The sequence below is a fragment of the Roseimaritima multifibrata genome, from assembly GCF_007741495.1.
Lineage (GTDB): Bacteria > Planctomycetota > Planctomycetia > Pirellulales > Pirellulaceae > Roseimaritima > Roseimaritima multifibrata.
On record NZ_CP036262.1, the window covers coordinates 3,944,560 to 3,957,856 of the forward strand.

Consider the following 13,297-nt stretch of genomic DNA (forward strand, 5'->3'; position numbering starts at 1 on the left):
AACATTCTCGATTCCAGGGACTGTCACGTTGGTCCAGCGGCGGAAACGGTATCGTGGATTGCAGCGCGGATACCCGTTTGCAGCAAAATTTCCCCGCTTCGTCGGAACCTCGGTAAGCGATCAAACTCTACCGAGTGCTCAGCAAGGTTTGCCTTTCCTCCCGATATCACCGATCGAAACCGAAGCCGGTTGGCTGGTATTGACTCATCGAGTCGACCCGATGCGGCAGGATACTATCGGCGCGATCTTGCTTGACCTTGATGATCCATCGCGTGTTATCGGCCGCCTGAAGAAGCCGCTACTCTCGCCAAACGAAAACGAACGAGAAGGCTACGTCCCCAACGTCGTCTACAGCTGTGGAGCCGCAATTCACAACGGGCACCTGATTCTCCCCTACGCGATGTCCGACGACGCATCTTCATTCGCAATCGCTCCACTAAACGACCTCCTCTCGGAATTGACGTCCTAGTAACGAGGCAAAACCGATTGGTGGGCGCAAATATCGACTCAGTAACCGCCAAAATTATTAACTTTACCGCAGCGTGAACAATTTCGTTCGCTATTAACCGAGGAGAGACCGATGGGTGACAAGGGAAGTAAAGACAAGGGCAAGAAAGAACAACAGAAGAAGGCGTTGCTCACCCCGAAGGAGAAACGAAAAGCGAAGAACGACAAAAAGGCTAAGGGCGCCTAGCGGTCAGCCCTGCGGCACCTACAAACTTTCGGTTGGAGGATGCCGCAGCCGCCACCATTCGGAGGAAACCTCTTGCAGACCCTAGTGCCATCGGCCTGGGGTTGGATGATCCAACGGAAACCGTTGTCGAAAACGAAAGGGCGGAACATTGGTTTGCAACGATCAATTCGACTGAAACGAAGAAGTTCCAATCTACACTCGGACGATATTGCACGTCTCGGTTTCTGGATCGAAATTGATTTCGACGTCGCCGCTGACAAGTTGCCGCATCACCGCGGCGACGCGTTGCTCCACCGAACTATGATCCGTCCCGTCCCGAGTCACAAACTCTTGAACGACCGCGGCAAGGGTATCGGGCTGAAGCGCGTCATGTGGAATTCTCATCCGGATCGATTCCCATATACGAAGAGTAGGTGGCTCGATTGCATCGACCAGATTGGCCTATCCTTCAATCGCTAAACCATTGACAGCGTACCGTTCGCAACAAGCGAACATTCTGTTCCAAGTTCCTCCCGCGAGTCGTCCTGGCGTTTCATCCCGGCGGGGTGGGACGCTAAGCAAGCGACTGAAAGCTACCACGATCCGAAACGCGACGTGGTCCTCTCGTGGTTGGCGTTTCGTTAGTTGCCCGCAGTTGCTCCGATCGCGGGCAAACCCGGCGGAGGCCACGCTTAGCCGCTTTAAGATATCGAACGATCGATGTCTTCATCTATTCGCCAACCCTTTCCAGCTTTGCCGCTTTCATGATCGCGAGCCACTTCTTTTGAGTTTCCTCGGATGGCTGGTCGACCTTCACAGAATAGGCCAAGCGGTGGACATCGTTGTCTGCCCGAAACAATCGCACCAATTGATGACGCTTGGCAAACTGAGGACTGCCCGGTAGTTCAAGGGCAACGATCACAGAGTCGTCCTGGACGTCCAAAATCTGATGCTCCATTTTCGGTTGAGCCGCTTTCACTTGAGCCACAAATTTTGCGGCGATCTCTTTGCTTGTCCCGATGTTTGCGGCTCCAAGGATCCTTTGGACTTCGACCTGCTCCGTCCAATTGGAAATCATTTCTCCCGGCAAATAATAGCGAGCGGTGACTTGACCGTCCGCTTTGTTGCGAATCCCGCATCGCCATCCACGGCCATCCAAATCAACAGAAACAATTTCTGTCGGTCGAAACATAGCCTCGGTTGCGTTTCGCAAATCGATGGTTTCATGGATTCGTCCTGCTTGGAAATCAACAGCATAGAACGCATAAACATACCGTTTGCGGTCGTCCCCCAAATCGACGATCTGATCGGGTTCGCCCAGCAAACCGGTCACGGTTTCTGGAGGAACTCCCACCGTAAAGACGCCCATCGATTCAAATTTATGAAACAGTGCAGCCAGCCCCATCGCGGCGCCTGCATGTTTCGGATCCACCTTTACCGCAACGCGCAACTGGGTCCAGGCGCGCGGATAATTTCCGATTTGATATAGCGCCATAGCAAAGTTTGCTCGAGCACCAGCATCCAGAGGGTTCGCGGTGGTGGCGGCCTCCAAATCAGGCAGCCGCTGAGCGATAGCTGCCAGATCGACGGCAGGTACCGGAGCGGGATCCTTTTCGGTCAGATTGGAAGCCATCTTTGGCAATGCTTTTAACTCGCCCTTTGCCGATGCAGCCGCCGGGGCGCTGGTCGCCGATAGTTTCCCGACGTCATCTAACCGCATAATCTTAAATCTGGAACCGTCCCAAAGGGCCATCACCTCCGCGGTCGCTTCATCAGTGGTGTGATAAAAACCATAACACTGCGTAATATCAACGTTGGCGCGATCCGCGTGATTCGCAGCTCGTTCAGCTCCGAAAGACTGCGTGGCGTTACCAAACGCAGCGTCCTTCGTTAACACATCGATTCCGGTCTGCGAAATTTCACTTCGTTTGATAAACCCGTCGAGCATTTCCGGGCGGAAATTCGGAGGTAGCACGAAGTATTCGGACGCGGAAACATAATCCTCCTGTTCCAATAGTCCAAAGACCTTGTTCAAGGTGTCGATAAGAACTTCCTTGGTCGGCCCCGCCGGCTGTGCTTCGGCATCCGTTGCGAGCTGCTTCAATCCATCTTGACCGCTGCAGTTGAGCAGCGAGTTCGCGGGCAGCCCAAAACCGCACGCGATCAAAGATACCAGGCCGAGAACCCGGCAATGGTGCAGACGGTTGATCATGATCTTATCTTTCGCGGAGCGAGGTGTGAAATTTGGTTGACCGAAATGGATAGTATCGTCTTCCACGACGCGAAAGTAGTGTTTGCGGGCTTTGCTTTCGCGGGGAACGTGAATGATAAAAGTGACCGTTCCTGAGCGGGTTGCTATTGTACGGCAATACATCAGAAAATCCCAATCCGCAGCGTCAGCGAGCGACCGAAAACCCGGTCCGCAATCCCTCGTTTACCAGACTGCGGCATTAGGCGCGAGCCCTCCGGCCCATACGCCGTGCTTCAGAAGCGATTGCCGGACGGCTTGCGCCGTTCCGCTAAGAAGACGGCCGCAACAAGTCAGCAACCTTCTTAGCGGCAGGGCGCGAGCCCTCCGGCCCATACGCAACGTTTCAGAAGCGATTGCCGGACGGCTTGCGCCGTTCCGCTAAGAAGACGGCCGCAACAAGTCAGCAACCTTCTTAGCGGCAGGGCGCGAGCCCTCCGGCCCATACGCAGTGCTTCAAAAGCGATTGCCGGACGGCTTGCGCCGTTCCGCTAAGAAGACGGCCGCAACAAGTCAGCAACCTTCTTAGCGGCAGGGCGCGAGCCCTCCGGCCCATACGCAACGTTTCAGAAGCGATTGCCGGACGGCTTGCGCCGTTCCGCTAAGAAGACGGCCGCAACGAGTCAGCAACCTTCTTAGCGGCAGGGCGCGAGCCCTCCGGCCCATACGCCGTGCTTCAGAAGCGATTGCCGGACGGCTTGCGCCGTTCCGCTAAGAAAATTGATGGCATTGGTCGCAAGCACGGAAACGGAACCCTTTCGGCAACCAGCAGGCGCGACGCACCTACCACCAGGCCCTCAAGACCGCCGCCAACCCGCTGACAAGGCAAGGCAGCGAATCAATCGCTCTTCGGAGCGTCTGGGATTGAATCTGTTTTGATTCCTTGCTTTTCCAAACGGGACTTCCATCGCTCTCGGGCAAGCATCTGCATGTCGACCGTCACATCCTCCTCATCGACAATCTCCAAACCTAGCAGGGTTTCCAGAACGTCTTCCAGCGTGACGATTCCTTCGACGCCTCCAAAACGATCCATCACTATCGCGATATGAGCGCGAGCGTTTAGCAGCGTATCAAAAACGGCTGTGATACTATCATCTTCGTGGACCGCAAGAATTTCGCGAGAAAACGACTCAAGCGGTTGGTCCATTTTCCCCGCAGCGATTGCGGTCAACAATTCATTTTTCAACACAAAACCAGAAATTGCGTCGCGACGCTGATCGTACAAAGGGATTCGGGAAACAGGGACTGAAGCGATTTCCGAACTGATATCCGCAAGCGTCTTTGATTTCTCCAGCGAAATCACCACGGAGGCTGGCGTCATCACGTCCTCCACGGTGATCGATTCAAGCGTCAGAAGGTTCCTTAAGATGCGTGACTCATTCTTCTTTAGCAGCCCCTCACTGGTGCCAAGTTCTGCAACCGCAGCGATTTCAGCCCGAGTCACCAATTTCTGCGATTGGTCTCCGGCCAACCACTTCGTCAGAATCTCCGACATCCAGACCAGGGGAAACATCAGCACAATAAGCCAGCGGACAAAGATCGAGACCACGCCAGCCAATCGCCGCCAGTGCAGTGCCCCAATCGTTTTCGGGATGATCTCACTTAACACCAGAATCAGCAACGTCAGTACCGCACTGATCAAGCCTACATAGTTATCCCCCCACATCGAGGCAGCTTGGGCGCCGACGCCAGCAGCACCAACGGTATGGGCGATGGTATTCAGACTGAGGATAGCCGACAGAGGGCGATCAATATTCGCTTTCAGAGCGACGATTCGCTGAGCGGATGCTGTCGTTTCCTTCCGCAGATGCGCGATGTAGCTGGGAGTTATCGAAAGCAAAACCGCTTCGGCAATCGAACAAAGAAACGAAAACCCTATCGCGACAGCTAGATAGGTGAATAGCAGCACATAATCCATAAGGAAAATCCATTGGGGAATCGCAGAATTCACGCAGTTTAGAGAATTCTCACCGTCCCCACCACGCTAGTCACCCGCTTCCAAAGTTCCCATGCGATTGGAGGCGAATCAACGGCGATGAAAAGTTGAATCCACGGCGTCAAATGATGGTCGATTGCCGGGCCCGCAAGGGAGCTTGGAATGGTCAAGCTGAACTGACGGCGGTACTGACATTACCAGGATCTAGCAGTTGGTCGTTTGATTCTTGCTCATTCGCCCAGACCTCCAACTGCGTACCCTCTGCGTCCCCACGGATCGTGCTAAACGCGACGTCCGCCGCATCTCGTCCGGTCCCAATTCGCACGAACCCGCCGACCGGGGCCAACCGAGTTGCATCGAACAAAAACCAGCGTCCATCCAAATAGGCTTCAAAGAAACCGTGAAAGTCGGGTGGGTTCAGATTGACCGCGTATCCGGCAACGTACCTAGCGGGAATCCCCATGGCGCGACAGAGGCTGATCGCCACGTGCGCGAAATCGCGGCAGACGCCTGATTTTTGCTCCAGCACATCGCATGCTGTCGTCGTGGGCCCCGTGCTGCCAGGCAGATAGGCCAGTTCATTGAAAGTCCAATTGCAGATCGCCGTCACGCGGGAATAGCCGGGAAGCAACGTTCCGAACTGATCCATCGCAAACCGTAATAACTTGTCCGATTCGGCGTACCGGCTCGGATTCAGATAAGTCAGAACGTCTGCCGGGAGTTGTTCATACGGAGTTTCACCAACCTCCGTTGCATCGGCCTGCTGGGCATTCATGTTGACGGTCGCGCGATAGTTGACCGTCAGCGGCCCTGGTGGAACGGAGAGCCTTACTAAACGGTTGCCAAGCGGACTGACCGCGCATTCTTCGAACTGATGAAACGGTTCGACTTCGAGCGATTCAGAAACCGTCTGCTGATGCTCATTCTGCGTGACGGATATATTAAAAAGAAACGTGGTCGGCGAATTGACTTGGTAGCCGATACGGCAACCAACTTGGATCTGGTTCATGGATAGCCCTTAACGTCCTGGAAAAATTTGAAATGGGCCGTTCGGCGAATAACGGCGTACTGAATGGATTTAGGTTCCCACCTTCGGCACACATCTTGCTCTGTTCATTCTGCTAGACGACTGGAACGACGCACATCCTGTGCCAATCCCACGTTTTCAGTTTCCCACAGCCTGCTTCCTTCAGTGTATCGAAACTTTCAGACATGAATGACGAATCCGCCAGCTCTTCTTCTTGGCTTGTCCATCAATGGGTCATCGCCGGGATCATCTCCGCCGGGGCTCGGTTCGTCCCAATACCGTTCGTCGATGAACAGGTACAGAAGCGATGCCGCCGATTTGTGGTCCAGCAAACGCTTGTCGCTCATCGATCCTCCTTGACGTCCGAGGACCTAGCATCGTTCTACTCGACCGACAGCGGGTGCCTAGGCGGCTGCTTGGGAATGGTGGTTCGCGCACCGTTAAAGCTGTTGCTATTTCCAATTCGCAAGATTGTGACGATCTTTACCTCCGTTCGCGGCGTTCCACTGGAGATCATGCGTACGGTGCTTATCGGACGCACTTTAGACCGCTACTTGGAAACAGGTTGGCTGAGCAAAACAACGCTGAAAGAGGACGGGCTACCGTCGCGTGCCATGCAGATGCGGACGGCATTTGAAATCGCGTACGCTCAAATGGACTGGCGAACACTAAGGGCCGCGATGTCCGACGCGCTCGGAACCGTCGACCAATGGAAAGCTGCGGCGGTTTCCGGAGCCCAAAAGGTCTTCGCTCACAACGAAGAGGCAGTTGAGCAGACGGAATCGATCCCGGCAATCGAGGCGAGTGCAAATAAAGTCCAATCGGTTCTCAAACGATCAGAAACTCTTGCTCTTTTCGCTGAATTCGATCACCGTTTTGACGAAGCAATTCAGGACTTAAGGAAGAACGTTCATCCATAACCCAACGTCACTCAACGATTGGACTTCGGCGCAGACGCCCGCTCGGTTTGATCCTGAAAAGCAATGTTTGTGGCTTCAAAGCGAGCAGTGTGCGCGGTCATCGGACAATGGGAAACGCGTCGAGGGACTTACGATAAATATCGTTGCGAGTCGCCTCGCAGACCGCCAGAACCCCAATCGGCTGCGAAACGGCCTGTCGACTTAATCGAAAACGGTGAAAGGTGAGCAGCCCTTTGCTCGGGACGATAAGGCGACAATCACTAAATCAACGAAGCCGGTAAGCGAGGGATAGCCGACCGTATTCCCGGTCCCTGGCTTACGCAGCGGGTTGGAATTTTGGTCTCTTGCCACACCAATGCAGTCCGCTGGGCAACCGCCCACTCGTTAATCGCACGTCCCTTGACGACGGACCTGGGGAATGGGTTTCCCTGAAGGATGGCACAGCGTTCGCACTACCTTCCAGTACGAATTTGTAATTAACTGAAACCCAAATCAATTGACCAAACCCTTAGGAGCAAGAAATGGAATCGCACGAGAAACTTGTCAGTCTTATGGAACATTTCGACACGGCGATGTTGGTCACGAACACCGTTGACGGGAAACTAGAAGGACGCCCGATGGCCGTCGCCGACCTGACCGATTCAGGGGAACTCTGGTTCGTCACCGATCGTCATTCAGGAAAAGTTGCCGAAATGGTGCTGGACAGCGAGGTTGCCATCACGATGCAAGGATCCAGCAGGTTCGTGTCGATCACCGGTAAAGCATCGTTGGTCGATGATCCTGCGAAGATCAATGAACTGTGGAGTGAAGCATGGAAGGTTTGGTTCCCCAAAGGAAAAAACGATCCATCGATCACGCTGATAAAGGTTACCCCAGAACGTGGCGAATACTGGGACAATAGTGGGTTCAGCGGCATCCAGTACATGATCAAAGCGGGTAAAGCTTACATCCAGGGAAAGCCACCTGAAAAAGACGAAGCGATGAACGCATCCGTTACGATGCAGTAACGCCAGAGGCCAACAGACTTCATTTTTAGAAGTGGTTGTTGGTGATGATGATTTCCTTGGGCCCGTTGGTTCCCTGCTCCATTAGAATGGGCATTTTGTAGCGGGGTGGAACGGGCGAGGCCGAATTGCCGCGGGTTTCGGAAATGATGTTTCCGGTGATGATGACGTTTTTCAACGGAGGGTCATCCGGTTCCTGCCCGCGATCCAGACGGATCGGGAAACAGGCGTGCTCATCGTGGGGCCAGATCCATGCCGCGTCCCCGTAACCGAATTCGGAAATAATGTTGTTTGCGATGATACTGTCGCCATCTTCATTCCCCCGCTCCGACGCGGCACCTGGCATCAAACCTATCGCCCAGAGTACCGATTTGGAAAACTGGTTCCCGGTGATCAGGGTATAACGAGATCCATGCATTGCCTTCATACCGATGAAGGCATTCACCACGATATTTCCTTGAACCGTGACATGGTCGGCGTGAATATCGATTCCCTGAGCCGCGTTTTCGATGTGGTTGTTTAGCAATCGCACATGCTGCGTCTCGGTCGGAGAAGAAACAATGATTGCGGACCCTTGGTGCCAATTATTGACGTACTTCGACTCCCATGTCTGTTTGGAAACCAGCGTGCCGGCAAGTTCATTCTGTTTGACAAACGTTCCCAGTTGATACTGCTGCTTCATCTCTGGCGTGGCTCTTAAAAACTGCTCAATGACGCGATTCCCTTCGATCAACACATCGCTGCATTTGGAGACCGAAATACCTGTCCCATCGATGCAGTTAAAGGCGTATCCGTATTTCTTCCCATCGTTCGCCTGAGTTCGATCGTCGACGGTAATTCGACTGTAGTTCTGAACCAAACAATCACGAATCGTTACGTGGGAGCTGTCGGTAACGGTGATGGCGCCATCTTTCGCGCGGTTGTTGATGACTTGCACTTCGTCGATTCGAACGAACGACGCGTTATTAAAACGCAACGCTTCACTTGTGGCCTCTTCCTTCCCCTCGGACCGCGTCAAAGTCACTCCGCGAATCGTCACGTGATCTGCATCCAAAAACCGTACAACCGCGGCGTTCGGGTTTTGCTGGATCAAACGACCGTGGCCAAACAATTCGGTTCCGTCCGTTGAAATCGTCACGGATTCGGAAAGCAGATGATCGCCGGCGGGAATGTAAATCGGCCGGCCCGGATTATCGTCGACGGCGGCTTGAATCGAAGGATAATCGGCGACCGAACAAGGTTTCCCCGGTTCTTGGGCGAAAAGACCCGACGGAGTCACCAAAACAATCGATAGCCAGGAAAGAACAAACAAAATCGATTTCATGGTTTGGTTTCAGTCGGCAGAAAAGCAACACGAAGAATGACAGGCCTATCCTGCATCCGAACGGGCAGGTCTTAGTTCCTTAGCAGTCGCAGACCGTTTGCAATGACCAGAAAGGATGTGCCCATATCCGCAGCGATCGCGGCCCAGAGGCTTGAAAACCCGAAAAACGTCAAAATCACAAACAGCAGTTTGATGCCAAGCGAAAAACCAATGTTCTGGCGGATGATTCGGAGCGTCCGGCGTGAGTGCTGTACCAACCAGGGAAGTTTGGAAAGGTCATCCGACATCAGGGCGACATCGGCGATCTCGATCGCCGCATCCGTACCCGCTGCCCCCATGGCGATGCCAAGGGAAGACCGGGCGAGCGCTGGCGCATCGTTGACACCGTCCCCGATCATCGCGACCTGACCGTACTGGGCTACCAATTGTTCCACTGCGGCAACTTTATCCTCGGGCAGCAGTTCCGCGTGCACTTCGTCAATACCTGCCTCCGCAGCGATAGCGTTGGCGGTCCCCAAATTGTCTCCGGTCAACATCACAACATGTTCAATCCCTACGGCGTGTAGGCTTCGGATGGCCTCAATCGTTTCGTCGCGAACCGTATCGGCCAGCGAGAGGATTCCACAAACGTGCTCACCGGTGCCGACCAACACAACCGAGCGTCCTTTCATTTGCATCGTTTCCAAGTGCGACCGGACGTCCGTGTTATCCAGATCATGGCTTTCCAGAAACCGAGGCGAACCAAGCCAGTATTCTTCGCCTTCGATCGTCCCCGCTACTCCTTTACCGGGAATCGTTGCCAAATCGTCGGCAGCATCAAACTTCAAGCCGCGGCTTTCGGCTTCGGCGACGATGGCACGTGCCAACGGGTGATTGCTGTTCGCCTCCAAAGCTCCGGCCAGAGACAACAACTTCGCCGAATCATGGCCGCCCATCGGGATCACGTCCATGACTTTCGGCTGCCCGTGGGTCAGCGTCCCTGTTTTATCCATCGCAACAGCCCGCAGGGATGCGGGAACTTCGACGAAACCGCCCCCTTTAATCAGCACCCCATGCCTAGCCGCCGAAGCCAGAGCTGCAACCACACTGACGGGCGTCGAAATAACCAGCGCACAAGGGCAAGCAATGACCAGCAAAACGAGAGCCCGATAGAGCCACTCCGACCATTCGCCAGCAAACAGCAACGGCGGAATGACAAGAATGGCAAACGCCGTAGCCATGACGACGGGGGTATAGATCGAGGCAAACTTTTCGACCCAACGCTCCGAAGGGGCTCGGTTCGAACTGGCGGAGTCGACCATTTTGATGATGCGAGCCAGCGTTGTATCCTCGGCCGCTTTCTCCGTTTCGATGGTCAACAACCCATCGCCGTTGATCGTTCCAGCAAAAACCTTATCGTCGACCGTTTTCTCGACAGGCATGCTCTCCCCGGTAATGGGTGACTGATCGATTGCACTGGCGCCTTGAATCACATGACCATCGAGGGGAATTTTTTCGCCAGACCGTACCATGAGCACCGACCCGACAGCGACGGTCGCTGGGTCGACGTCTTTCACGGTCCCATCCTCTGAGCGAAGATGAGCGATCAATGGCGTCAAATCCATCAGTGCAGAAATAGCACGTCGGGCCCGTCCGATGCTCCAAGATTCAAGCAGCAAGGAGAGCGAAAACAAGAACGCCACCGTCGCTGCTTCAAACCATTCTCCGATCAGCATCGCCCCGACCACGGCAACCGACATCAGAAGATTCATATCCGGGCGGAGTGCACTGAGCGATCGCCAGGCTTTGGGAAGAACAAGAACCAAACCACTGAGGACGGCAAATAGATAGAAACCGATCGCAAGGAGCGGAGTCTGTTCGGCGTCTGCCCAAACAACCAATTCCAGTACCAATCCCACCAAGATCATCAGACCACTCAGCGTGGTAAGGATGGATCGTTGGTGGCGTTGCCATAGCGACGCATTTTGCTGTGCCGATTTTTCGTCTTTCCAGAATTCCGCTTTCATCCCCGTCCGTTTGACGGCGGCGATCATGTCCGCCGGCGATGCATCGGTCGAAGTCATGTCGACACTCAGTTTGCCCGCAAGCAGATCAAACCGGAGTTGTTCTTCACTCTCCAACATCGGGACAAGTTCACGTTTCAGCATCGAAACTTCTTCGACGCAGCACATTCCGGTAACACGTAGTTCCAGCAAACTGTTTTTCGTGTCGTTCATTAGCTGCGAACCTCCATGCTGAATTCCGTCTGAATAACGCGAACTATCGAATGAAATTTTATAGACAAATGAATTCGGGCTCTCACTTGATCGAGGGTTTTGAACTGGCAATTTTCCCGCCGCAAGGCATATTCACCATTATCCGTAGAAACGATCCGGTCCGCACCTAGGCATCAACAGTCTAGCTTAACATTCCGGTCCACAGCGCGATCCCCGAGAGCGGTCGTGCGTTTAGACCGAGCCTTCCAAACGTCCCAGAAGAGGGGGCCGTCAAACAGAGGCATGGCGGCAAATAGCTTAGTCATTTCGCTAAGCGTGACGGTGTTTTAATTGCAGGGCCCCAACCTTTGATCGCCGGAAATTGGCCGAATTTACAAACCTCACCAGGCATTCCTGTCCACACGAATCATGCAAACAAAAATCCCTCTACGTCCGACAAAGTCCCAACAACTTTTTAGGCTCGGAAGATCGGGTGAACCACTTTGCCTGCGACATCGGTCAAGCGGAAATCGCGTCCTTGAAAGCGGTAGGTCAGGCGTTGATGGTCGATCCCAAACATGTAAAGCAGCGTGGCATGCAGATCATTGACATGGACGGGATTTTCGACCGCAGCGTATCCCAGTTCATCCGTTGCCCCGTAGACCTTGCCACCCTGAATCCCACCACCGGCCATCCAAGTAGAGAAACCACGAATGTGATGATCCCGTCCCGATCCTTGTGCCATCGGAGTTCGGCCGAATTCGCCGCCCCAGATCACCAACGTATCTTCCAGCATTCCTCTCCGCCGTAGGTCCTGCATCAAAGCAGCCGTCCCTTGGTCAACCAATTTTGCGGTCACAGCGAGCCCCGATTTGATCCCGCCATGGTGATCCCAACCACGATGATACAACTGGATAAAGCGGACGCCTCGTTCGGCAAGTCGCCGGGCCAATAAGCAGTTCGAGGCAAAGCTACCATCGCCTCCCTCGGTGCCGTACATGTCCAAAACATGTTGCGGCTCGTTCGATACGTCCATCAATTCAGGAACCGATGTTTGCATCTTAAATGCAAGTTCATACTGAGCGATCCGGGTGGCGATTTCGGGATCGTGAAACGTTTGATCGCCGATCCGGTTTAATTGCTGGACCGCGTCGATCACATCACGTTGCCTTTTCTTATCGATCCCCTTGGGGTTTCCGACATACAGAACGGGGTCGCCCTTTGAACGAAATTCCACCCCTTGGAAGCGACTGGGCAAGAATCCGCTATGCCACTGACGTGAGGCGATCGGCTGCGACTGTCCACCTCCAACCGAGGTCATGACGACATACCCGGGCAAATTGTCGGCTTCGCTACCCAAACCGTACTGAAGCCACGATCCCATCGAAGGTCGACCTGGGATGCTGGTCCCGGTATTCATCAAAGTATGTGCAGGATCATGATTGATTTGATCGGTGTGCATCGAATTAATCACACAGATGTCGTCAACGATCTTGCTCATGTGGGGCAGGGCACTGCTTACTTCGATCCCCGATTTTCCCTGTTTCGAGAATGCGAACTGCGGTCCCATTACCTTCAGTTTATCGCGTTGCCCTTGCAACTGAGCAATTTGTTCACCATCGGTAAACGATTTAGGCATCGGCTGGCCATCCAGTTCCGCCAACTTCGGTTTGTGATCAAAGGTTTCCAGATGCGAAGCCCCACCAGCCATCGACAAATGAATCACTCTTTTCACACGAGGCGGAAAGTGGAGTGGTTTGACAACGCCAGTCCATGCCGCTGCGTCGCCCGGCGCTGACGCGTTCGATTTCGAATCGCCCGCCAACAGAGCAGGATTCATCAGCGCGTTCAGAGCAACCGCTCCGATCCCGGATGCGGTACGGCCAAGAAAGGAACGCCGCAGTTCGCTTCGCTGTCGTTCTTCAATGGGATTCATGATTCGTTTTCAATCGTCGGCGAAGGGAGTCCGT

Annotated in this window: 10 protein-coding genes; 3 read left to right on the forward strand and 7 right to left on the reverse strand. The window is 54.0% G+C overall.

Features of this window, described 5'->3' with window-relative positions:
- The first annotated feature begins 28 nt into the window (after positions 1–28).
- Positions 29–469: a glycoside hydrolase family 130 protein gene (locus tag FF011L_RS14295; protein ID WP_246109417.1), complete on the forward strand. Its 441-nt coding sequence runs from the start codon at positions 29–31 to the stop codon at positions 467–469.
- Between the two features lie 417 nt (positions 470–886).
- On the opposite strand, the gene FF011L_RS14300 is transcribed toward FF011L_RS14295, so the two are convergent.
- The 4 genes from FF011L_RS14300 to FF011L_RS14315 form a co-directional block, all read right to left on the reverse strand.
- Positions 887–1,078, reverse strand: a complete 192-nt coding sequence (locus tag FF011L_RS14300; RefSeq protein WP_145352304.1) for a YheU family protein — start codon at positions 1,076–1,078, stop codon at positions 887–889.
- A gap of 325 nt (positions 1,079–1,403) precedes the next feature.
- Entirely contained in the window at positions 1,404–2,885 is a 1,482-nt protein-coding gene (locus tag FF011L_RS14305; protein WP_145352305.1) for a tetratricopeptide repeat protein, read from the reverse strand.
- Between the two features lie 874 nt (positions 2,886–3,759).
- Complete coding sequence (locus tag FF011L_RS14310; protein ID WP_145352307.1) at positions 3,760–4,839, reverse strand: CNNM domain-containing protein; 1,080 nt, start codon at positions 4,837–4,839, stop codon at positions 3,760–3,762.
- Between the two features lie 184 nt (positions 4,840–5,023).
- On the reverse strand, positions 5,024–5,866 hold the full coding sequence (locus tag FF011L_RS14315; RefSeq protein WP_145352309.1) for a transglutaminase-like domain-containing protein: 843 nt from the start codon (positions 5,864–5,866) through the stop codon (positions 5,024–5,026).
- Between the two features lie 203 nt (positions 5,867–6,069).
- Here FF011L_RS14315 and FF011L_RS14320 point away from each other — a divergent pair, with 203 nt between their 5' ends.
- Together FF011L_RS14320 and FF011L_RS14325 are read left to right on the forward strand one after the other, a co-directional pair.
- Positions 6,070–6,804, forward strand: a complete 735-nt coding sequence (locus FF011L_RS14320) for a hypothetical protein (protein WP_145352311.1) — start codon at positions 6,070–6,072, stop codon at positions 6,802–6,804.
- 521 nt (positions 6,805–7,325) lie between these two features.
- Positions 7,326–7,811, forward strand: coding sequence for a pyridoxamine 5'-phosphate oxidase family protein (locus tag FF011L_RS14325; protein ID WP_145352312.1), 486 nt, complete (start codon positions 7,326–7,328; stop codon positions 7,809–7,811).
- 25 nt (positions 7,812–7,836) lie between these two features.
- Here the strand turns inward: FF011L_RS14325 and FF011L_RS14330 are convergent, their stop codons facing one another.
- The 3 genes from FF011L_RS14330 to FF011L_RS14340 form a co-directional block, all read right to left on the reverse strand.
- Positions 7,837–9,132 carry a right-handed parallel beta-helix repeat-containing protein gene (locus FF011L_RS14330; protein ID WP_145352314.1) on the reverse strand — a complete coding sequence of 432 codons (1,296 nt, stop codon included), beginning with the start codon at positions 9,130–9,132 and terminating at the stop codon, positions 7,837–7,839.
- Between the two features lie 71 nt (positions 9,133–9,203).
- Positions 9,204–11,348 carry a heavy metal translocating P-type ATPase gene (locus FF011L_RS14335; RefSeq protein ID WP_218932633.1) on the reverse strand — a complete coding sequence of 715 codons (2,145 nt, stop codon included), beginning with the start codon at positions 11,346–11,348 and terminating at the stop codon, positions 9,204–9,206.
- Between the two features lie 454 nt (positions 11,349–11,802).
- On the reverse strand, positions 11,803–13,263 hold the full coding sequence (locus FF011L_RS14340; RefSeq protein WP_145352316.1) for a DUF1501 domain-containing protein: 1,461 nt from the start codon (positions 13,261–13,263) through the stop codon (positions 11,803–11,805).
- Positions 13,264–13,297: the final 34 nt, after the last annotated feature.

Coding starts and splice junctions, on each gene's coding strand:
- FF011L_RS14300 (WP_145352304.1), bottom strand. CDS start 1,078: ATGAGAATTCCACATGACGCGCTTCAGCCCGATACCCTTGCCGCGGTC.
- FF011L_RS14305 (WP_145352305.1), bottom strand. CDS start 2,885: ATGATCAACCGTCTGCACCATTGCCGGGTTCTCGGCCTGGTATCTTTG.
- FF011L_RS14310 (WP_145352307.1), bottom strand. CDS start 4,839: ATGGATTATGTGCTGCTATTCACCTATCTAGCTGTCGCGATAGGGTTT.
- FF011L_RS14315 (WP_145352309.1), bottom strand. CDS start 5,866: ATGAACCAGATCCAAGTTGGTTGCCGTATCGGCTACCAAGTCAATTCG.
- FF011L_RS14320 (WP_145352311.1), top strand. CDS start 6,070: ATGAATGACGAATCCGCCAGCTCTTCTTCTTGGCTTGTCCATCAATGG.
- FF011L_RS14325 (WP_145352312.1), top strand. CDS start 7,326: ATGGAATCGCACGAGAAACTTGTCAGTCTTATGGAACATTTCGACACG.
- FF011L_RS14330 (WP_145352314.1), bottom strand. CDS start 9,132: ATGAAATCGATTTTGTTTGTTCTTTCCTGGCTATCGATTGTTTTGGTG.
- FF011L_RS14335 (WP_218932633.1), bottom strand. CDS start 11,348: ATGAACGACACGAAAAACAGTTTGCTGGAACTACGTGTTACCGGAATG.
- FF011L_RS14340 (WP_145352316.1), bottom strand. CDS start 13,263: ATGAATCCCATTGAAGAACGACAGCGAAGCGAACTGCGGCGTTCCTTT.